The organism is Silicimonas algicola, assembly GCF_003970735.1.
In the GTDB taxonomy this organism is placed as follows: domain Bacteria; phylum Pseudomonadota; class Alphaproteobacteria; order Rhodobacterales; family Rhodobacteraceae; genus Silicimonas; species Silicimonas algicola.
Genome location: NZ_CP034588.1, coordinates 2607488 through 2630320, shown reverse-complemented (window position 1 = coordinate 2630320; position 22833 = coordinate 2607488). Strand labels below are relative to the sequence as shown.

Below are 22833 nucleotides of genomic sequence, written 5' to 3'. Positions count from 1 at the left end.
CTCATCTATTCCTGTCAATAGTTGATCATAAATCAACCTTACATGAAGGCTCGTCGACCGGACCGCTGACAGCCGTCGTGCCAGACCTTGAAGGGAATGCGATTTGAAGATGGGGCTGATCTCCTCGGAAGAGGCAGCAGAACGGTTGAGCGTGAAGAGGGCGACAATCTATGCCTATGTATCGCGCGGCCTGTTGGTGCCGCGCGAGGTTAACGGGTCCAACGGCAGCATGTTTGACCCGCTCGACGTCGAAAATCTCGCCAACCGCGGACGGAAGGGCCGCAGGTCGTCACAGGGAAGCCCGATGTTTGTCTCGGCGATCTCGACGATTCACGAGGGCGAGTTCTACTATCGCGGGAAAAGTGCGACTCGGTTGGCGCTCATCAAGAGCTACGAGGAAGTGGCCGCGCTGTTGTGGGAGGTCGATCCTGCCCGGCTGACATTCCGGCCCGATATGGAAATGGTCACAACCTTGCGTCGCCAGTCCCGGGTCCTGCCGACCGACCTGCTTCCCTTCGAGCGGATGAAGATCCTGATCGACCTGGCCGCGCCGATGGACCCGATGCGCCACGATCTGAACTCCGCTTCGGTGATAAAGCGGGTCAGCACCCTGATGGCGACCATGATCGAGGCCATGCCGGTGATCGAGAGACAGGGCGGACAAGAGTATAAGCCCTCGGGTGAAGAAAGTTTCGCGCGCCGGGTCTGGTCGCGGCTGTGCCCTGAACCGCCCAGCGATGCGCTGATCCGCGCGCTGAACGCAGCGATGATCGTGACCGCCGACGCGGACGTGACCACGCCGACGACCATCGCTGCCCGAATGGCCGCGTCCGTCCATACCGACATCTATTCGGTCCTAGCGGCCGGGATGCACTGCAGTGGCGGCAAGGTGCAGTCGGCCTCCTCGCTAGCGGTCGAGGGCTATCTTGACGGGCTGAATAACGAAAAGAGCATCAATCAGTTTATCGGGGAGCGGCTGCGCGAGGGGCAGGTCCTGTCCGGCTTCGGACATCAACGTTTTCCAGACGGCGACCGCCGCACACGTCCGGTGCTCGACATCCTGACCTCGTCAGACTCCGCCACCCCGCGGAGCCAGAAGTTGGCACAGTTCCTTGCGATCCAGAAACAGCGCGGCATTGCCCCCCCCAACATTGGCTTCACCATCGCCGCGCTTGCCTACGTCGCGGGTATGTTGCGCGGCTCGGGCGACCTCATTTTTGCCCTAGCCCGCATGGCTGGCTGGACCGCTCATGCGATGGAGCAATACCAAAGCAAACATGAGCAGAACCGGCCTACCTCTCTTTATATCGGTCCGCCGCCGGAATCCGCGGAATGAAGAAGTCGAGCTTCCTTTTCGACAGGGTGAAGCATGGTATGATGATTGATAAGGAGCGGGTCGAGCCCTAGGCACCTCATTTGAGCGGGGTAGGGCGGTAATATTGCCTCCAAGAAAAAGCCGGGTAAAGCAAGCAAGACCCAGCTCCAATATGATCAGCCAGCCGTCGATGAAAAGGCGCGGTTCCTAACGGATATAGCCTCTAGAAACCGCGGATAGGTCGCAAGCCACTTGCTGAGCACGAGGAATTACGTTTTGACTGAAACACATCGATTCAGGCCGACAAACTGGCACAATGTCTTCGCGGCAATGAAGCCGGCTTTGGTTGTAGCGAGCGGTGACACTATCATCACCGAGACACTTGATGCGGCAGGGACGAATGCTCGAGGTGAGCAAAAGGCAAATCGCCCCAATCCGATGAACGGGCCTATTTACGTGGCAGGTGCAGAGCCGGGAGACGCTCTTCGGGTTGAAATCCTGAGGATTGACCCGGTGCGTGCAACGGGCTGGACCCGTGCCGCCCTCTCGGCGAATGTTCTGGAGCCGGAATATGCCCGCAATCTCCCTCCCAGAGATGTATGTAATTGGATTATTGATCTGGAGACATCGACTGTCCAGCTCGCGACTCCGCCCGCCACACTTAAGCAGTTAATCCTACCATGTGCTCCAATGATCGGGTGCTTCGGCGTTGCTCCCGCTGGGGGCGTGGCTATCTCGACCGCCACCAGCAGCCGAAACGGTGGAAATATGGATTATCGCGGCTTCACTGCCGGATGCAGTGTAAGTTTCCCTGTGGGCGTGACCGGTGCGCTCTTTTTCCTGGGAGACTGCCATGCTGCACAAGGTGACGGCGAGATAGCCGGTACTGGTGTGGAAACCTGTTGTGATGTCGAGCTCCGCTTGACACTCGAAAAGCATCGTTCGATTGGATGGCCTCGCGGAGAGTTGGATGATCGTATCTTCACCGTGGGCAATGCACGCCCGCTTGATCAGGCGCTTCAGCACGCGACAACCGAGATGGTAGTTTGGCTCAAGTCAGATTATGGCCTGTCGGATTCCGATGCCGCGCATCTACTCGGTCAGACCGTCCGTTATGAAGTTGGGAATGTCTATAACCCCGCGTATACGATGGTTTGCAGCATCGCAAAAAAATGGCTTCCAGAAAAGCCAAATCAGGTATGACTCGGAGCAGAGAGGACTTGGTGAAGGTTTAATCTGGCACTTTCAGAAAGGATTTTGCTTTTCAAAGGGTTCGTATCACGTCATCGCGAGGAGGTACCGGGTTCGTTTACGATTTGGCCAGGAAGAAAGTTGACTTCGGCTCAGTATTCGATGCCTGCCAGATCGTGACGACGCACGACGTCCGGTGCCGGGCAGGCGCCGGAAGGTACGCGAGTAGAGATAGGAAGAAAATAATATCATACGTCACGCGTCCGGACTCATACCCAAAAGAAAACCGTTGCCGCGGGGGCGATGGCTGACAGAAGGAGTAGCCAACCCTGCGCCAGTCATTCGGTCGTCCGAACGTGTTCTCAATCTCGTGATGGCGTCGAAAGACCTTGGAATCCTGTGGACAATGTTCTTGCGGTTTCGACGGGATGCATGCAGGATCAAATGTCTCTTTTTATCACCCTCGCCGAACTGATCAGCTCCATACCGACGCTTCATGCTACCAGGACTCGTTGAATTGAACTATTCTTGTTGCGGATCGCCTCTGGATCGCCGCCCGCGCTACATTCCAAATCGCCGGTCGCTTCCCGCACTTCAGCCAACGAGACCAGCGACGCCGGGTTCACGGCCCGACCATACGCCGTCGATAGAGATATCATTGACTTCGACCAAAATGAACTATCTGAAGGTGTTCTTTTGACTTCGCGTGTGCGAGGTAATAAGGCGAATAGCCTGGGTTTAGACATTGACGCTTGCCGACGAATAACATTGGGTAGTAGTTGCTCGCGATATAGTCACACGGTGGTAACGGCGACCCCGGCTTCCTTTACGATCGATAAGGCCTCGTGGCTGGCGTCTGAATTGGTTACGATTTCGTCTATGTCTTCAACGCCGCAAATAGTAAATAGCGCCGGTGGCCTGAACTTTGTGCTGTCGGCCAAGAGAATGATATGTCGGGCAGCGTGGATCATCGCGCGCTTCATAGCGACTACATCCTGCGACGTCTCCGTCAGAAGGGCTCCACTTACGGAATGGGTGCCAAGCAGTGCTAAGTCGACGTGCAATTCGTTCAGAAATGCGAGGCCGGGGTTTCCGTAAAGTGTAGCAGAACCGCGCCGCACGCTGCCACCCACCACGATGACTGCGATAGATCTGCTGGCTGCAAGTACCTCGGCGATTTGCAGAGAATTTGTTATAGCCGTGATCTCTGACTTTCGGCGAGCTATTTCCCGCGCCGCTGCGAGGACCGTTGAGGAGCTGTCGAAAAGAACTGTCTGACCGGTCAAAATTTGCGTAGCTGCATACACCCCTAGAGAAGCCTTGGCCTGCGATTCGGTCGCTGCGGCGAGCTCGCTGTCGAGCTCGAATGACGAGAAGTGGCTCTCCGTCAATACCGCGCCTCCGTGCGTCAACCGTACAAGGCCGTGCTCGCTCAAAACGCGCAAATCGCGACGGACAGTGGAATCAGAAACGCCGACAGCATCGCTTAAGTCGCCGATCGTGGCGGCCATCGCGTCTCTGAGTACTTGAAGAATCCGGGCGTGCCGTTGTTCCTTAAGCATGTCACGTCCTGCGTTCGGTGACGATCGCAACATTGCCGTCGCCGTCGCCGTCGAAAGACACGAACAGCGAGCGAGCTTGTAGTGCGTCGGTCGCGGGGTAGTCACTCCGCAGATGTGCTCCGCGGCTCTCGCACCGCGCGAGTGCTGACTCTATGATTGCGCGGCCTACAAGGATGCGATCAGCGGTCGCTGCAGCGGGCGAAAGAGGGTTTTCGCTGGAAGCGCCAAGGCCTTCGGCGAGACGAGCAAGTTGATTGGCAGCGTCGGCCAGGGTCTCACCATTGCGGACAATGCCAGCGGCGTTGGACAGGCATTGCGATACCTCAGCATTGACCTGTGTTAGAGCCCTGCCGTCAGCGTCTGCAGGGGAACAGATGTTGTAATTTAAGGAGGTTGGCATTGTTCCGAACCGCGTCGCGGCAGCCACTCTTGCGGCGGCCGCGCCCGCAATCCAGCCCGCTGCTAGCACATCCGTCCCACTGCCGCCAGCCAGGCGACCAGCGCCATGTACACCGGCAGCTGCTTCTCCAGCAGCGAAGAGCCCACCTACACGGCTCTGCCTGTCTCGATCTACGGCGACTCCGCCTAAGCATGTGTGTGGTGCCGGCCAGACGGCAACCGGGGATTGCGTCATATCGATCTCATGTTTCCGCATGAATGTAGCGAGCCAAGGATAGCGATCAATGATGGACGGATCCAAACCTGTTGCGTCGAACCATAGTCCCCCTTCCTTCAGGGTCGTTCCGGCGGCGCTCTGACGTGCCATTTCGCGTACAAGATCTTCTTTGCCAATGCCGGCCTCACCTTGAGGCCGCCGCTCGAGCAGGAAACGTCTGCCGTTCACATCGCGCATTACCGCGCCGTCCCCGAACAACGTAGTCGGTATAACATATCGAGAGATTTCTTTTGGTGCATGCCCCACAAGGGGCTCGAACTGAAGAAATTCCATGTCTGCTAGTTCGGCACCGGCGCGCAGTGCCAGCGCGGCGGAGGCACCATACACATCGCGAGGGTAGGTTGATTGGGCAAATAGGCTCCCGACGCCGCCACTTGCTAGGATCACAGCGCCAGCGTCGATCATGACGGGATTCCCACCGCGCGGATCCTGAGCGACTACCCCGCGTACACGACCGCCATTGACGATCAGACGTAGCACACGCAGCCGTTTGCGCTGGACGCTGCGTGTTTTAAGTGCACGGCGCAAGATCGTCGCTGCTTGACCTCCCCACATCGCACTAGGCGTAAAGCAGCATCGCGGACGGGACGATCCGGAAGCATGACGCAGTACAAGCTTTCCATCGACTTCAGCAAAGCCGACACCTAGTTCGCGTAGTGCACGAAAGGCTTGCTGCGCAGCTGAAACAGTGTCTTCGACCATAGTCGGAATGTTGATACCACAGCCTTCCCGCAAGATGTCGTCGCGATGAGCAGAGGTTGTGTCTTGATTGTCAGCTCCGTCGACCACGACATTGACCCCTTGAAGCCAACCGGAGGCACCGCCTCCCAGCCCAACAATAAGAACCGAGGCCCCAGCGTCGCGGGCACGCAGAGCAGCGACCAAACCGGCGATGCCCTCGCCAATCACGACAACGGCAGCTGAAATATTGCCGGTCATAGGGAGCCCTCACTGACGGCGTCTCGGTCAGCATTCGCAAGTTGAACAGGCCAGCCGATCATACCATCATTACGCCTGCATCCTCGAGTGCGGAACGAACAACAACACCGTCCATTTCACCTATATTGGCGTTTGTATCCTTAGACATTGCAGCGGCGTAACCGCAAGCCTCTCCAATCGCAAGGCAGGTGCCCATTACCCGAACTGAACCAAACGCTTGATCGGACGCCGAGATGCCGCGGCCACTGACAAGGAGATTGTCGAGCGTTGTGGGCACCAATGACTTGAACGAAATGCCAAAGCGTCCGCCACCAACACGCTGAAATCTCGCTGCACCGTCAATTGGATCGTGGATGTCGATTGGATAACCACAAAGCGCGATGCTGTCGTCTGGAATGTGACCCTCGATCGCGTCTTCATCGCTCAGCGTGTAAACCCCGTCGATATGCCGAGTCTCACGGATTCCGATATATGGAGACGTCCGGGTGATATAAGCCTCTTCGAAGCCAGGAATATTCTCTCGCATGAACTTCGCAAACTCTACCGCGATTCGACGCGACGCGACTTCGGCCCTTGAAAGCTCGCGGGCGTCAGCGCCGTTCATGCCGATAATCTTGACAGCGTTTAGATTAACAATCTTGGGATAGATCGAATTGCCCCAGCACGTGCCTTTGTCCCCAAGACGGATTCCGATTTTCTCGACCTGTTCGCGCCAAGGCGTGAAGTTCAGAGCGAACCAGACGTAGTCCTCGGCATCCATGCCTGGTTTGACAGCCATACCGAAGCCCTCGCCGATAGCTTCCATCATCCGAGTAATGTCAACTGGCGCCATCGAAAGGCCCAGAGTCATGGGCTGCATGGCCCCGTCTCCGAAACGACCGCTGCGGACAGGAACTCCCGCCCGGAACGCTATGTCGGCATGCCCGGTCGCGTCAACAAAAGAACGAGCGATGAATTCTATTTCGCCGCTATTTGACCAGGCCTTCACCGAGGCCAGCCTCCGGCCCTCTACGATCGGCTCCGTCGCAAGCGTGTGAAACCAACATTCGACACCAGCTTCTTCGAGCATATCGAGCGCACATTTCTGTAGCACCGCCATGTCGACTGGTGTGGTGGAATACATGTGTGCGTTTTGCAGATGAGTGGGTCCGGTTGATCCACCCTCATCAATACAGCGTTGAATCAATTCCCAAGACACGCCCCCAACGACGCGGTTGCCATGGTCATCCTGAAATCCGTGCAGACATAGTCCTACATTGACAGTGCCGGCAACCATCGCCGATCGCTCTACAAGCGCCACGCGCAGACCGCGGCGCGCGGCAACAATTGCTGCCGACAGGCCGCCGGGGCCAGCGCCGAATACCACAAGATCATAGTGCTGTTTAAGAGTTTCTTGCATGTCTTTCCTCATTATTTGGGAACGTATCCGAAGGTCTCGGGCAGCCACAACACTACGCTGGGCACCAAAGTGAGCAGTACGATTACTGCCACCATCACCGCCAGGAATGGCACGAGAGGGCGTATTAGATCTTCGATTTTATCGCCGCTGATCGCGCAGCCTATGAACAAACACAACCCAACGGGGGGCGTGACGTTGCCTATCACCATCGCCAATGCTGCAATCATGCAAAAGTGAATTGGGTCGATCCCAACCGATAGTGCTGCCGGGAAGAGAATTGGCATTACCATCAAGACCACTTCACCCGCGTTCAGAAACGTGCCAAGAACCAGAAAAATGGCTATAGACGCGGCAAAAAAACCGAAGCGGCCAACGTTGTATTGTACCAACAGGTCGGAGACTTGCTGCGGGACGCCAGAAAACGTAACCAACCATGCGAAGGCTGATGCCAAAGCCAGCAACATTCCGACGAATGCAGTGGTCGCAACCGTGTTGTGCATAACAGTTCCTAGATCACGCCACGCAAATTCACGGTACCATACAACCGTGATGAAGAGCGCCCAAGCTAAGGCAACGACTGCGGACTCTACGATGGTGACAAGGCCCGACACGATAGCTCCGACGATAATGAATGGCGTAACGAGGACAGGCAGGGCATCGGTGCATATCCGCACAGCTTCTCGAAACGGTGGCGTGGGCTGGCGCGGGTAACCGCGTTTCTTTGAGATGATTACTGCGACGGCGATCATACCTAGCATGGAAATGAGTGCGGGAAGATAGCCGGCGAGGAATAGCATCCCCACCGATTGTTCGGTCACCCAGGATATCAGTATGACAAGCACGCTTGGCGGCACGATCGGCCCAAGAGTCGAAGACGTGATCGTCACCACCGTCGAGAAGGAAGAACTGTAGCCCTGCTTCTTCATGAGCGGGATCATGATGCCACCAATTGCCGAGGTATCAGCGGTGGCTGATCCTGAAATTCCACCAAAGAAATAGCTGGAAACGATGTTGACGATGGCGAGACCGCCAGGAAGTCGCCCGACGAAGATGTTTGTCACATCGACAATGCGCGTCGACATTCGCCCGACCTTGAATATCTCACCGAGCATGATGAAGAGAGGGATTGTTAGTAGCGGCCAGGCACGCGCCATGGCGCCAACCGATTTTTGCACAACAATGATCGGATCGAGATATGGGAAAGCAAGTAGCAGGGTCACGACGAGTGACCCTGCAAGCGCCAGTGGCACCTGCATTCCCATGAAAATGAAAAGAAAAAGCAACCCAAAAAGCAGGATCATTTCCATCAGCGGCCGCTCTCGTCTTCGAGAATTCCTGTGTTGGCGCTCTTTGGATTTGCTAGGAAATCAAGTGTAATCGAAGCGAGCAAAAAGCTGAACCCGACTGGGAAAGCGGCATAGACCCATGCCCAAGAGAAGCGGAGCACTGTTGTCTGGCTGTTCGCAGACTTTAGCGTCGTCTCGACCCCCTTCCAAACCAAAAACATCAGCAACATGATCATCAGTAGGGACGTGAGGGTGTTGATCACTGCTCTTGCACGAGTCGGTAGCATTTGAACCAGCCAATCGATACCGATCATGCTGCCGCTTCGATATGCCACCGACGCTCCGAGAAAGATGAGCCAAGTGAAGAGAAAACCGGCCAGTTCTTCAGGCCAGGCGAACGGGTATTTGAATATCATTCGGCTGACGACCTGTAGAAGCAGAACACATGCGATGGCCACGGTGATCGCGCCTGTCACGAAGACAAGCGCGCTGTGCACGGACCGCTCTAATTTTCTGATCAGATGCATCGTATCCCTCACTAAGTCAGACGCCGCGCTAGCGATCGCGCGGCGTCTAAATTTAGTTTCAGTTGGACTCGACGATCTGTGTGAGCAGATCTGCCGCCGCACCGGGATGCTCCGCGGCGAAGGTTTCGTAGACCCCGGTCGATCTCGCGCTCCAAGCTTCTAGGTCGCTGACCTCGTGAACCGTAGCCACTTTGGCGGACGTCGTATAAATGCCGTCTTGAAGTTCAGTAAACGTTTCTAATGCAAACGTGGAGTTCTCGTCTGCCGCCTGCTGAACAGCTGCCTGCAGATCTGTAGGCAAGCTTTGCCAGACGCTTTCCGAGATTGCCAGCGTGCTGGCAATCTGAACGTAACCGATGCGTGTCAGATGCGGAGCGACTTCGTAGAAGCTGCGCGAGTTGTAGCTTTCTGCCCACCCTTCGGCACCGTCTACGGCGCCGGTCTGCAGCGATGTATAAAGCTCCGAGAACGAGATCGGTGTCGGAATGGTGCCCAGATCCTCCCAGGCTTTCACGACGTAGGGATCTTCCCAAACACGCAACTTCATTCCTTGCACGTCTTCTAGGCTTTCTACCGGCTCTTTAGTGTAGAGGTCACGCACACCCATCCACCAATAGGAGAGAGGCCGGATCCCTGCAGAAATCAGTATATCGTCACAGATGGCCTTGAACTCGTCTGTTTGTACGGCGTCAAGCAAGGCTTGTCCGTCAGTGAACAGGAAAGGCAGGTTCAGGATTGAAATGCCTGAGCAAAGTCCGCTCAGCGCCGCTGGAGTCAGTCTGGCGGTCGCAATAGTTCCAGACTGCATTTGCTCAACCATTTGCCGCTCGTCGCCCAACGCGCCGCTATCGAAGACCTTAAACGAGATGCGACCGTCGCTTAGTTCCTGTACTCGTTCGACAAAATTCATGTTGACGGGGAAGTCTGCATGCTGTGCTGGATTGAGGCTGGCATGGACAAATGTGAATTCCTGCGCACTCGCTGGTACAGCAATTGCGGTTAACAGCGCCGTCAGACTGGTCGCTAATGCTCTGGATTGATAGCTCATTGTCTCTCTCCCTTGAGTTTGGATTCTCGTTTTGCTTTTTCCGCCTCGGACTGATCTTCTACTCTCTCACGGCCGCGTATCAGTTTCAGCGCGACCTCGATTGCCTCCACCATGCTGTCAGCGTTGGCGGTTCCGCTTCCAGCGATATCGAAGGCTGTGCCGTGGTCGACCGACGTCCTCACCAGCGGCAAGCCGAGCGAAATGTTTGTGCCGTGCAAATCCCATTTGCCCGATGCAGGGTCGATCTTAAATCCAAGCAGCTTGAAGGGGATGTGACCCTGATCATGATACATGGCAACCACGGCGTCATACTGTCCACCTACATGCTTCACGAAGACGGTGTCACCAGGCACTGGACCGTCGACATCAAGCCCGGCTGTGCACAATGCGTCAATTGTTGGGCGAATAACTAGATCATCTTCGATGCCGAAATTGCCCCCCTCGCCGGCGTGCGGGTTTAACGCTGCCACAGCGATGCGTGGATGCTTAATGCCGAAAGCGCGTAGTGCGTCTGCGGTGAGACGCACCACTCGCTCGAGCCGCTCGGGCGTCACGAGCTTAGGTACTTCGCTCAGTGCGACATGGGTGGTGACGTGACTGATACGGACCGGGCCGTGGGCCAGCATCATGACGGCCTGTTGCGATCCGGTCAGATAGGCAAGCATGTCCGTGTATCCCGCGAACCTACGTCCAGCGAGAAATAGAGCCTCTTTGTTGAGGGGTGCAGTGACGATGCCGTCGGCAGCACCGGAGCGAACGAGACCGACACAGGCCTCAGCGGCACGGTAAGCCACTTCTCCAGCTGCGGCACTAAGCTGCCCGAAGGCATGTGAGTGCGGCTCTTCTTCGACACCAATGATCCGAACCCCCGGCAGATGGATAGCCCCACGCAGCGCACCGTAATTTAGCTCTTCGCTACGGGATACTGCTGCGCTGCTCCCGACCAGAAGCAGCTTCAACTCACCAGCAATCAGACGCTCTTTGAAGGTAAGGGCCGCTCTCAGGCTAATTTCGGGACCGATCCCTGCGGGATCGCCCATGGCCAAAGCTAACGTTGCTGATGGCAGTCTTTCACTCATGATCAAAACATGTCAGATTTGGGCAATATATGTCAAACGTTTTCGCCGTTGAGCGGCTTGGCCCACGTCGGTAGCTCGTAAGGTCCCCGCGAAACGCGACACCATGACCACCCAAATTTAGTGGACCTCGAGCTAGCTTCACCAGATCGCTGATGGCGGAGATTTCCTTTTTCCTGAATGGGCTCCCACGAGCCACGTGGTCGGGGTGTTCACTACCATAGTCCTTTTGGCCCGGGACAGCCTACCGAACACCGACGCCGGCCAGTTCAGCCCGGCCAAGCGGAATGTCTCTGGACGGAGCCTGTGGTCTAGCGCGGCGCGATGACGATCATCACCTTGATCGTCAGGCAGGTCTGGATCGCGGCATCGCTGTCACCTGGCTGTTGGCACAACATCTCCCTGCTGCCGGTTTCGTGATTGCGAAGATAAGATCGTGACGATGTAATTGGAGAGAGAACGTTTGGGCGCGAGTTCAAGGTGAGGTCGTCAACCTTGTAACCGAGGGACGCGTTGCGGTTGTTGCAACCTGCCGAGATCTGGAGGTGGCTGAGAGCGTGTTGGGGCGTTGGATGCGGGAGCTGACTGCGGCACCCGTGGCGGCGTTTCCCGCGAACGGACTGATGGGGGCCGATTTGGCCGAGATCGCGGCGCTGAAGAAAGGCTGAAGTAAGAGGTCGCCGGGTGTCCTTATGCTTGTAACGTCTTCGCGTTGCTTGCAGATGTGCGTCTGCACTCTCGCGGAGACCCCGAGCCCCTGCGTCATGCCGGTACTCAGCAGCCCCGAGCGATCAAACTAATTTAAGAGATCGCAGCGGCTAAGCCTAAAATCGTCGAGATCGCGCGTGCGACAGGACAATCGCCCCGCGCGTTGGCGGCGCGTTGGGTAAGCGATGAACTCGGCATGACTTGGAGCGAAGCTCTGCGTCGGTTCCGGATCATCCCGGCCGTCGAAGCGCTGTCGCTGCTGGCAAGCGTCTGGGGCTTGATCCAACGGTTACTCTGACAAACGGTTAGTCGCGCTAACCGACAAATGGACCTGAACGAATTGACTGTCTCTACGCCGCGCGTGCCGGGGGCATGTCGGGGCCCTCCGACAGCTCAACATCGTGCAGCATTCACGCTGCCCTCGCCATACTTGACCTAATTCGTTCGAACGAAGTAGAGTTACGCTTAACTTCCGGTTCGCTTCGCGCGATCCGCCGCCCGGGGAGCGACAGACCAATGACGACCCAGGCTAGCCTCCGATCCAATCCGAAGGTTGAACTCCTTGAGGCGGCGAAGCGTGTCCTCCTGGAGGACGGATATGCCGGCTTGTCCACCCGCGCCGTGGCGGCCGAGGCCGGAACCCAGATGAGCCAGATCCGCTATCACTTCGGATCCAAGGAGGGCATGGTGCTCGCCCTCTTCGAACACATGAACGAGGCGCTGATCGCGCGCCAGGCCGAGACCTTCCATCGCCCGGACCTGACTGTCTCGCAGAAATGGTCGCGCGCCTGCGACTATCTCGAGGAAGATCTCGAGTCTGGCTACGTACGCGTGCTACAGGAACTGACCGCGGTCGGCTGGTCCAACCCCGCCGTGGGCGATGCGATCCGCCGCGCCGTTGCGCAATGGCAGTCGCTCATCCTGGAACTCGTGAGGGAGGTCGAAGGGCAGATAGGCTCGCTGGGGCCGTTCCGCGCCGAGGAAATCGCGACGCTCATTGGCGCCGCCTTCGTCGGGGCGGAGTCGCTGATCCTTCTCGGCTTCGACGACACACAGCATCCAATGCGCGCTGCCCTTCGCAATGTCGGCGACCTCATCGGCATGACGGAAGCCAGAAAGGAGACCTGAGCCATGCGCGCCGCACATCCCCATACCGGAGGCAGGATTGACCGCGAGGGGGTCGGGCTGCACTACGAGATTTACGGAACTGGCCCCCGCACCATCCTCTTCATCCCGACGTGGATGTTCATCCATTCGCGCGGCTATAAGGCGCAGATCCCCTATTTCAGCGATCGCTACCGCTGCGTGACCTGGGACCCGCGCGGCAACGGGAAGTCGGACCGGCCTACGGATTCCGCCTCCTACGGTCAGGGCCACTACGTCGCCGATGCGCTGGCCGTGATGGACGCGACCGACACTCTCGAGGCTATCGTCTTCGGGTACTCCCAGAGCGGGCCGACCTGCGCCATTCTCGCGTCCTACCATGCCGACCGGGTGACGGCGGCGATCACCGTGGGCGCACATACGCCACTGGTTCCACGGCATGCGCACAACAGCGAGGCGAGCTACAACTCGGACCTCGGTGCGCACAGGCCGCAGGGCTGGGAGAAATACAACCGCGGGTACTGGCAGACGGATTTTCCGGACTTCGCGCAGTTCTTCTCCGAGCAGCTCTTCGTCGAGCCGCATTCGACCAAGCAGCAGGAGGACGTCCGGGGCTGGGCCGAAGGGACCAGCGGCGAGATTCTCGCCGCCTCGATGAGCGCGCCCTATGCCGGGCAGTATGCGCTCGACGAGGCGGCCTACCGCCGGATTTCCTGCTCTATGCTGATCGTGCACGGCCGGAAGGATCCGATCGCGCCCGTCGCCGCGTCCGAGAAGGTGGCCGAACTCACCGGCGGGGAGCTTGTCATCTTCGAGGAGGCCGGACATGCGCCGCACGCGCGTTTTCCGGCCCGGTTCAACGCCGTGATGCGCAACTTCCTCGAACTCTTGCTTGATCCGTCTGCGTCCGAGCCGCGCAAAGACGCCGTGAGGTCAAGGCGCCCGAAACGTGCGCTCTATCTCTCATCGCCCATCGGTCTGGGTCATGCCCGCCGCGATCTGGCGGTCACGCGTGAACTGCGCAAGTTGCACCCCGAGCTGCAGGTGGACTGGCTGGCGCAGGACCCGGTCACCCGGTTTCTCGCGGCCAACGGCGAGACGCTCCATCCCGCAAGCCGCCTTCTCGCGAACGAAAGTGCGCATATCGAGGAGGAGGCGGGAGAGCACGATCTGAACGCCTTTCAGGCTATCCGCAGCATGGACGAGATCCTGATCAAGAACTTCATGGTGTTCCAGGATGTGCTCGAACAGGAGTCCTACGATCTGGTGATCGCCGATGAGGCTTGGGACATCGATCACTACTGGCACGAGCATCCTGAACTGAAGCGCGCCCAGATAGCCTGGTTCACGGATTTCGTGGGTTGGGTGCCGTTTGCGGAGAACGGCCCGCGCGAGGCCTTCCTGACCACCGACTACAATGCCGAGATGATCGGGCACGTCGAGAACCACCCGCAGGTCCGGGACCGCGCGATCTTCGTTGGCGGCACGCAGGATATCGTCGACCTGTCGTTCGGAGACGGTCTGCCGTGGATGCGGGACTGGATCCCGCGGCACTACGAGTTCTCCGACTATATCATCGGCACACATCCCTCCGCCTTCGGCTCACGAGCCGACCTGAGGGCGGAGTTCGGTTACGACGGCGGGCGCAAGACCTGCATCGTGGCGGTGGGCGGCTCTGGCGTGGGAGCCCAGCTGATCCGGCGCATCCTTGCGGCGTATCCCCATGCCCGCGCACGGATCCCGGAGTTGCGCATGATCGTCGTCACGGGGCCGCGGCTGGACCCGGCCGCCTTCGACTGGCCGGAGGGCGTGGAGGCACGCGCCTTCGTTCCCGATCTCGATCGCCACCTCGCGGCCTGCGACCTCGCCCTCGTTCAGGGGGGCCTCACCACCTGCATGGAGCTTGCCGCCGCGGGCACACCCTTCCTGTACTTCCCGCTGCGCAACCATTTCGAGCAGAACTTCCACGTCGCCGCCCGGCTCGACCGCTACAACGCCGGGCGCCGCATGACCTATGCCGAGAGCAGTCCCGAACGCATTGCCGAAGCCATGCTGGACGAACTGCAAGCGCCGCGCGTACCGCACCCGGTCGCTCGCGACGGCGCCGAGCGCGCGGCGGCGATGCTGGCGGAGCTTCTGTGATAATGCGCAGGAACGGAGCGGCGACAACGCCGGGCGCCACCGCTTCGAGAACGGGAACATGACACATGAAGAAATTCGCATTTGAGCTGATCGAGACAGGTCAAGGGCCCGCCGTCCTGATGCTGCCGGGCTCCTATGCGACGCCTGCGGCATGGAAGGGTATCCAAAACGCTTTGAAGACCCCGTTTAGGCTACTGTCCACTAGCTTGCCTGGCTACGGCACGACACCGGAGGTCCGACCAGTGGACGATGCAGACATTGATCGTTTGGTCGATTTCGTTGGCCAGGTTGTGGATGCGGTTGGCGAGCCGGTGCATGTTGTCGGCCATTCGTGGGGAGCGCATCTTCTCCTCGCGGCGGTGCTGGCGCAAAGGATCAAGCCTCAGAGCGTCGTCTGTTTCGAAGCCAACCCGATCTTCGCGCGACCGCGCAATGGACCCTTTCCGTGGCGGTCAGACATCGAGGCTTTGGTTCATCGCTTCGGGACCGCCTTGGCCGAGGGAGATCCGGAAGCAGCCTCGATAATCATCGACTTCTACAGCCGCCCGGGGACTTTCCGCGGAATGCCCGAAAATGTCCGAGCTTTTTGCCGTGCGACGGCGCCGACGAACCTCCGTGATTGGCACTCAGCCGCTACCTTCACACCTCTCTTCGAGGCCTTCGCTACCCTCGACCTTCCTGTCACTCTGGTGCGGGGTAGGGATACACCTGTTCCGATCGTTGACGTTACTGAGCACCTCGCGGCCAACATTCCGCGTGCGTCCAAGAAGGTTGTAGACGGCGCGGACCACTTCCTGATTTCGACGCACCCAGCCGCCTGCGCCGAGATTCTGGAGGCTCACATTTGCGATGCCGGCCGATGAGGCTGCGTAATCGATGTCGGCAAGCACCCTAGTTCGAGAAGCACGTCCTCTTCGGGCTCGGAGCGAAGCTGCATAACCGCAGGGTAAGCCGAGTTGCACCTCTTGCCGGATGTCGACGGCCTGATCCGGATTGACAGCTCGCTCGAAGCGAAGACCAAGTGAATCTGTCGTCAGACTCCGACTCGCAAGCTTCAAAGCGCGGCGGCATGTTGTGGGCTCGGATGCTTCGGAACAACTTGGATAGCGGAAAGCACTTGCGCCCACAGAATCGATCACTTCGGCCTTCGGGACAAACCGGTCGACGGACACACTGAATATGGCGCGACTTTGGACCGAAGGCTTGCAGCAATAACTTCGTACCTATATCTGTTGAAACGCTGAAGGCGAAAAAAGGAACTATCGTGGCAAAATCTCCCGACTTGAATCGGATGACACTTAAGGAACTGAAAGCGCTGAGTTCAGATATTGAGCAGGCCATTGCAGACGGGGAGAAGGCTCGCAGGGCAGATGCTTTGAAGGCCGCGGATGAAGCAGCGAAAAGCTTTGGCTTCAGCCTCTCCGAGCTGACAAAAGGTTCGCGTTCGAAGGCACCGGCAACAAAATCCGCTCTACCTCCGAAATACCGGCACCCCGAGAATCCTGAGGTTACTTGGACGGGACGCGGACGTCGGCCGGGGTGGATCAGCGACGGCTTGGCGTCAGGGAGAAAGCTGCAGGATTTTGCAGTATGAGCGGTCAAGCCGTGTGGTTGTGCGGAGCGCTATAGCTCGGCTCGGCGCGAATAAGCGCAAGTAAATCTGTCTCAGCTCGCGTAGTTTAAAACGGCAGCCTGAGCAAAAACGTGCATCTCCGGGATTCCTGATCGCATGGTCCTTCGGCGGTCTGATGGACTATGGACGACACATCGTGCGGATCCAATGTCCGAGGTCTACGCGCTCTGGCTCGACTTGCTCGAGTTAGCGGGAAACCTCTGCCATTGCCACCCGAGGCCGGCCTGGGAAGCCCACGTCTGGGCGGTCGAGGTGAGCGATTGGCAACCTGCTATAGAGCTGGATGAAGTCTTTCAGATTAAGTTTGGTCAACACAAGTCCAGCGGCGCACATGAGGTTCAAGGGAAAATATCCTAAGTCCTTAAATGACCCGGAAATTGGGACTTGGCCGAATGCGAAATCGTGTGCGGCAGGTAAAGTACCAGCGATAGATGGGCGATGCATGCTTTTTATGCTATGATGTAGAGCTCCGAAGCAAAAATGAAGTTTTCTCGCAATGCTCGTCCGGTCGATGACAGTGACTGCCAAGCAGCTTAAACGATATGCGTCTCTGTTTGTATTGCTGAGGTAAGTCCGAACAGCGTTCTTCGCGCGTCATCGATGACCCAGTGCACGTGCACTGAGCTCGAAGCGTGTAACAATCAGGAACGGATGGTGAACATCCGTCCTTGCCTTTGAATTCTCACAATTCCTGTGGATAACTCACTAAAGGGACAGGCATCGTGAGACGGGAAGTTGGCGGACGGCGTTCATCCTCAGGCCGCACGCGCGGAGGCGCTCCTGCAAAGGTGCGTCTCGATCGATCTCGAGATCGATCCAAAGACCAATCGGCTCCAGACCTTCGCCGGGGTTCGCTTTGGACATGATGAGTCCTTCGTCTTCAGGCGTGGAAATGCCCCGGAGGCCCTCAATTCCCTCGATCGCTACACCGAGGCTTGCGAGTTCGTACTCGGGCACAACTTCATCAGCTTTGACGCGCCTCACCTAAGTGCCGCGAAAGGCGACCTGCGCCTGCTCAGGAAGCCGATCATCGATACGCTCTGGCTCAACCCGCTCGCGTTTCCGAGGAACCCCTATCATCATCTGGTGAAGCACTATCAGGATGGACGCTTGCAGGCCGGGCACGTCAACGATCCGGAACTTGACGCCAAGCTCGTGTTTGCAGTCCTCGAGAACCAGATCCAGGCGCTCTCCGACCTCGAGCGGGCTGATCCCGAGGCCGCGGGGGTTTACCATTTCCTGACGACAGCCCACGAAGGCCATGCGGGGTTCGACGCGGTCTTTCAACATCTGCGCGGCGCCCCCCGTCCAGGGCTGGCCGAGGCACAGGCTGCCATCCGGGGACGGCTCCGCGGCGAGGCCTGCGTCCTGCAGACCGAAGCCGTCGTCATGGACGCCGAGCGACACGGATGGCCGCTCGCCTATGCGCTGGCCTGGATCTCCGTGGCCGGCGGGGATTCCGTCATGCCACCCTGGGTGCGTCATCAGTTTCCCGAAGCCAGTCGTCTTGTCCGCCGCCTTCGCGACACCCCTTGCATTGATCCGGGCTGCGAGTGGTGCCGCGCCCAGAACGACCCCAGGAGTCTTCTGAAACGATGGTTCGGGTTCGACGGGTTTCGCCCGATCCCGGAAGGCCCCGACGGCAGGCCCCTGCAGGAGACCATCGTCGCGACCGCGATCGCGAAGACGCCGGTCCTCGGCATCTTGCCCACGGGGACCGGCAAGTCGGTCTGCTATCAGCTGCCGGCGCTGTCGCAGTTCACGAAGACGGGTGCGCTGACGGTGGTGATCTCCCCGCTTGTGGCCCTGATGGCCGATCAGGTGGAGGGCATGCGCCGGCAGGGGATCACCTCCTGCGTCACGATCAACGGCATGCTCTCTCTTCCGGAGCGTCAGGAGGCCCTGAACCAGGTCCGTCTCGGCGATGCCGCGATCCTGCTCATTTCGCCGGAGCAACTCCGGAGTACGTCCGTCCGCTCCGTTCTTAGCCAGCGCGAGGTGGGATACTGGGTGCTGGACGAGGCGCATTGCGTCTCGAAGTGGGGGCATGATTTCCGGCCGGACTATCGCTACGTGGGCCGCTTCATCAGGGAGTATTCGGGCGAGGAGGCACCGGCGCCGATCATCTGCCTGACGGCGACGGCAAAGCCCGACGTCATCCGCGATATCACAGCGCATTTCCGCGAACGCCTTGGCGCCACTCTCGAGCTTCTCGACGGAGGTGCGGTCCGCGACAACCTCTCCTTCGAAATCATTCCAACCGACAAGGGCAAGAAGCTCGGCGATATGGTCATGGTGCTTGAGGACGCGCTTCCGGCGCAGGGCTCCTCCGGCGCCATTGTCTACTGTTCCACGCGGTCGACGACCGAACGTGTGGCGGCCTTCCTGCAGGAGCGCGGGTTCTCCGCCGCCCACTATCACGCCGGCCTCACGCCGGAAGAGAAACGCGACGTTCAGAAGCAGTTTGCAGAGGGTGAGCTGCGCGTGATTGCGGCCACCAACGCCTTCGGCATGGGGATCGACAAGCCGGACATTCGCCTGGTCGTCCACCACGACATTCCGGGCTCCCTCGAGAATTATCTCCAGGAAGCGGGCCGTGCCGGTCGTGACCGGGACCACGCCCGATGCGTCCTCCTCTTCAGCCGCGACGACGTAGAACGTCAGTTCAGCCTCTCGGCCCGCTCCCGTCTCGAAAAGCGCGAGATCGGAGGCATCCTGAAGTCCCTCAGGCGTCTGGATCGGCGGACCAGGCAGAAGGGTGAGGTGGTCGCAACTCCCGGGGAAATCGTCCGGGAAGAGAAGGACCTGGAGTTCGAGCGGGATTCGGCGACGGACGACACCAGAGTCAAAACGGCGGTCTCCTGGCTGGAGGAGGCCGTCCTCCTGAAGCGCGAAGAAAACCGCGTCCGCGTCTTCCCGTCGTCGCTTCGCGTCCGAACGCTCGAGGAAGCCGCGAAGATCATCGCGACGGCGGACGCGACGGAGGGCTACCGCATGAAACTCACGGCGCTCGTTCAGAGCCTGATGACTGCCTCGCCAGATCAGGGCCTCTCGACGGACGAGCTCTGTGGCATGTCGGGCTTCCCGCCCGGTCTGATGCGCAAGGCGCTGAATGATCTTGAAACGCTGGGGATCGCGTCGAACGATACCGCAATCACCATCTTCGTGCATCTGGGCGTCGAAGACTCCTCCGAGAAGCGCCTCCTGGAAGCGAACAGTCTCGAGAAGGACCTGATCGACAAGCTGCGCGAGTTCGCGCCCGACCTCGATCTGGGGGCGGCGTCGACCCTCAACCTGAAGCTCGCCTCGCAAGGGCTCCGCGACGCCGGTCATGCGGCGGTCCGGCCCGACATCGTGGACAAGCTTGTCCGCGGGATCGCGCGAGATGGTCGCGACGACGGCGACGGCATCGGTAGCTTTCAGGTCCGCAAGATCGACAGGGAGCATCTCACGATCCGGATGCAGCGGACCTGGCAGGCGCTCTCGGTGACGGCCCAACTGCGTCGCCTCGCGGGACGGGTTATCCTCTCCGCGCTTCAGACTGTGGCGCCGGACAAGATCCGAGGCAAGGATATCCAGGTTGAGACAACCCTGGGAGCCCTGATGGTATCCCTCCGGAGCGATCTTGAGCTCTCGAGCGCTGTCACAGACCCGACCAAGCTGCTCGACCGGGCGCTTCTCTGGCTTCATGAACAGGGTGTCGTAACGCTCGGAAAGGGCCTCACGATCTTCCGACCGGCCATGACGATTCATCTGGCACCGGGAACGCAGGCCTTTACGGAAGCCGACTTCGAGCCTCTCAAGCTCCATTACCAGGAGCAGGTTCTACAAGCCCACATTATGGGCGCCTATGCGGAGAGGGGGCTTACGTCCATGAGCGATGCACTCAAGCTCGCGGAGGACTACTTCACGCAGGACCGGGACGATTTCGTTCAGAAGTGGCTGCCCGGACGGAGCGCCGAGTTGCGCCGGCAGACCACGCCTGCCTCCTGGAGAACCATCGTCGAGGACCTGGGCAACACCACCCAAGCGCGGATTGTCGCGGATGACCGGGAGCAGACCAACGTCCTGGTCCTGGCCGGCCCAGGATCGGGCAAGACCCGGGTTCTGGTGCACAGGATCGCGTATCTCATACGCGTCAAGCGCGAGAACCCGCGCGGCATTCTGGCCCTGGTCTACAACCGCCACGCCGCCACTGAAATCCGGCGGCGCCTCCACGATCTCATCGGGGATGATGCCCGTGGCGTCACCATTTCCACCTGCCATGGCCTCGCGATGCGGATGGTCGGCGCCAGCTTCGCGAAGCGGGCAGAAAAGGTGGAGAGCATCGACTTCGACGAAGTCATGGCTCAGGCTGTGGCGCTTCTGAAGGGCGATGGCCTGTCCCGCGACGAGGCGGAAGCGCAGAGAGAGACCCTCATCGAAGGCTATCGATGGATCCTCGTCGACGAATATCAGGACATCGGACCGGAAGAGTACGAGCTGATCGCGGCCGTCGCCGGGCGCTCGGTCGAAGACGAAGACCGACGGCTGAGCCTCTTTGCTGTCGGGGATGATGACCAGAACATCTACGCATTTACCGGGGCCTCTGTAGAGTTCATTCGTCGCTTCGAAGAGGACTACAAGGCGCAGCCCAGCCATCTGATCGAGAACTACCGATCGACGGCCAACATTATCCGAGCCTCGAACCATGTGATCGCACCGGCCGCGGAGCGCATGAAGGCGGGGCACGATATCGCCGTGAACCGCGCCCGCAGGGAAGACCGCCCCGGCGGCGCACTAGAGCGCCTCGACAGCGTCGGTCGCGGCCGCGTTCAGGTCTTCAAGGATGCCGGGGACCAGTTCGCCCAAGCCGTTCTTGCCGTCGAGGAGCTGGAACGGCTCTCAAAGATCGTTTCGGACTGGAGCTGGGCAAGAACCGCCATCATCGCGCGCGAGTGGAGGTATCTGCAGCCGGTTCGGAGCTATTGCGAGGCGCGCGGTATTCCCGTGCAGACGGCGAACGCCGATCCTCCGAACTTCTGGCGTTTGAGGGAAACCCAGACGCTCGTCGCCTGGCTACGGGGTCGCGAACGGTCCGGACTTCACGTGTCGGAGCTGGCAGCCTGGATGGAGGCTCAGCCCGAAGGGCCCTGGTGGTCGATCCTGAGGGAAGGCGTGGACGACTTCGTCCGCGAGGTCGGCGACCGCGAGACGGACCGCAAGGACGTCCTCGAGTGGTTGGCCGAATGGGGTCGCGACATCCGCAAACGCCAGAGCGGGCTTCTTCTTCTCTCGGCACATCGCGCCAAGGGCCTCGAATTCGACGACGTGGTCGTCCTCGACGGTGGATGGGACAAGCGATCCAGTGGCGAAGATCGAGACGCCGCGCGGCGGCTCTACTATGTCGCCATGACGAGAGCGCGGCGTAGCCTGGCGCTCGTGGCCATGAACTATTCACATGCCATCCTGGACGGCCTCAATGACGACGCGTTCCTGATCCGCGCTCGCAGACGAGAGGCTGTGGATGTCTCGGAGTGCTTGAAACTCTACCGAACGCTCGATCCGTCCGAGGTCGACCTCAGCTTTGCCGGACGCCTGCACGACGGGAACCCGACGCTTGGTGCCATGGAGCGCCTCGGGACGGAGGACGCACTGCAACTGGTTCAGCGCGGTGATCTGTGGCTGATGACGGACCGCGCCGGCACGGCCGTGTGTCGTCTGGCGAAGAAGTTTGCGCCGCCGGCCGGGGCGAGCTTCCTGCATGGCAGCGTCTACGCGATCTCGACGCGGTTCCGTGAAGATTCCGCGGAGGAATACCATGAGTACCTCAGGCGTGAGACATGGAGCGTTGTGCTGCCGGAACTGGTGTTTGGGCCGGCCCATCAGACTGAGCTTGTAGCGTCACCAATCGAGCGCAAAAGAGATGTTCCATCGGCAGACGAAGACAGAACCCTTGAGCTGCAAAGGATCCTCAGAGCGTCCGTCCGTGCCTCGTCGTCTTGGGATGAGCTTCAGGCGGCACTTCGCGTGGAAGGCCTTGAGCTCGTCCCGCGCGGGGGCGGACTGGTCTTGAGGTCGCTGTCTCATCGCTCCGATGTCCGCAAAGCGTCGGACCTTGGCTACGCGTACGCACGGTTAATCAAAAGATTTGGAGGCGGTTTCCCCGGACATCCCGCAACGTGGCTTGTCGAAAGAGTCCTTGGCGACGAAAGTGGCTCTGTGGTCGAGTGAACCCGCACGTCTTC

14 protein-coding genes are annotated in these 22833 nt (G+C 59.4%); 7 read left to right on the top strand and 7 right to left on the bottom strand.

Going from position 1 to position 22833, the window contains the following annotated elements:
- The first annotated feature begins 109 nt into the window (after positions 1-109).
- The gene (locus tag EF888_RS12955) at positions 110-1336 is read left to right on the top strand and encodes a citrate synthase (protein WP_126918572.1); all 1227 of its coding nucleotides are present in this window, start codon (positions 110-112) and stop codon (positions 1334-1336) included.
- 255 nt (positions 1337-1591) lie between these two features.
- Complete coding sequence (locus EF888_RS12950) at positions 1592-2518, top strand: acetamidase/formamidase family protein (protein WP_206508303.1); 927 nt, start codon at positions 1592-1594, stop codon at positions 2516-2518.
- Positions 2519-3300: 782 nt separating this feature from the next.
- Here EF888_RS12950 and EF888_RS12945 read toward each other — a convergent pair.
- From EF888_RS12945 to pdxA, 7 genes are read right to left on the bottom strand one after another with little or no spacing between them, the layout of a single operon-like run.
- Positions 3301-4068 (bottom strand): DeoR/GlpR family DNA-binding transcription regulator, encoded by a 768-nt coding sequence (locus EF888_RS12945; RefSeq protein WP_164721687.1) that lies wholly within the window; start codon positions 4066-4068, stop codon positions 3301-3303.
- 1 nt (position 4069) lies between these two features.
- On the bottom strand, positions 4070-5683 hold the full coding sequence (locus tag EF888_RS12940; protein WP_109758199.1) for an FAD-binding protein: 1614 nt from the start codon (positions 5681-5683) through the stop codon (positions 4070-4072).
- Positions 5684-5741: 58 nt separating this feature from the next.
- Positions 5742-7082, bottom strand: coding sequence for an FAD-dependent oxidoreductase (locus tag EF888_RS12935; protein WP_164721686.1), 1341 nt, complete (start codon positions 7080-7082; stop codon positions 5742-5744).
- Between the two features lie 11 nt (positions 7083-7093).
- A complete protein-coding gene (locus EF888_RS12930) occupies positions 7094-8389 on the bottom strand; it encodes a TRAP transporter large permease (RefSeq protein ID WP_109758201.1) in 1296 nt (431 codons plus the stop codon).
- Positions 8389-8895: a TRAP transporter small permease gene (locus EF888_RS12925; RefSeq protein WP_109758202.1), complete on the bottom strand. Its 507-nt coding sequence runs from the start codon at positions 8893-8895 to the stop codon at positions 8389-8391. Before EF888_RS12925 ends, EF888_RS12930 begins: the two co-directional genes overlap by 1 nt.
- A 58-nt stretch (positions 8896-8953) precedes the next feature.
- On the bottom strand, positions 8954-9943 hold the full coding sequence (locus tag EF888_RS12920) for a TRAP transporter substrate-binding protein (RefSeq protein WP_109758203.1): 990 nt from the start codon (positions 9941-9943) through the stop codon (positions 8954-8956).
- Positions 9940-11022, bottom strand: coding sequence for a 4-hydroxythreonine-4-phosphate dehydrogenase PdxA (gene pdxA, locus EF888_RS12915; protein WP_109758204.1), 1083 nt, complete (start codon positions 11020-11022; stop codon positions 9940-9942). Before pdxA ends, EF888_RS12920 begins: the two co-directional genes overlap by 4 nt.
- A 1221-nt stretch (positions 11023-12243) precedes the next feature.
- On the opposite strand from pdxA, the gene EF888_RS12905 reads away from it, so the two are divergent.
- The 5 genes from EF888_RS12905 to EF888_RS12885 all read left to right on the top strand — a co-directional run bounded on the left by EF888_RS12905 (position 12244) and on the right by EF888_RS12885 (position 22819).
- A complete protein-coding gene (locus tag EF888_RS12905; RefSeq protein WP_164721685.1) occupies positions 12244-12855 on the top strand; it encodes a TetR/AcrR family transcriptional regulator in 612 nt (203 codons plus the stop codon).
- Positions 12856-12858: 3 nt separating this feature from the next.
- Positions 12859-14973 carry an alpha/beta hydrolase gene (locus tag EF888_RS12900; RefSeq protein ID WP_109758207.1) on the top strand — a complete coding sequence of 705 codons (2115 nt, stop codon included), beginning with the start codon at positions 12859-12861 and terminating at the stop codon, positions 14971-14973.
- A gap of 65 nt (positions 14974-15038) precedes the next feature.
- Positions 15039-15836: an alpha/beta fold hydrolase gene (locus EF888_RS12895; RefSeq protein ID WP_109758208.1), complete on the top strand. Its 798-nt coding sequence runs from the start codon at positions 15039-15041 to the stop codon at positions 15834-15836.
- Positions 15837-16264: 428 nt separating this feature from the next.
- Positions 16265-16567, top strand: a complete 303-nt coding sequence (locus EF888_RS12890; protein ID WP_109758209.1) for an H-NS histone family protein — start codon at positions 16265-16267, stop codon at positions 16565-16567.
- A 774-nt stretch (positions 16568-17341) separates the two neighbouring features.
- Positions 17342-22819 carry a RecQ family ATP-dependent DNA helicase gene (locus tag EF888_RS12885; protein ID WP_109758211.1) on the top strand — a complete coding sequence of 1826 codons (5478 nt, stop codon included), beginning with the start codon at positions 17342-17344 and terminating at the stop codon, positions 22817-22819.
- The last annotated feature ends 14 nt before the right edge of the window (positions 22820-22833 follow it).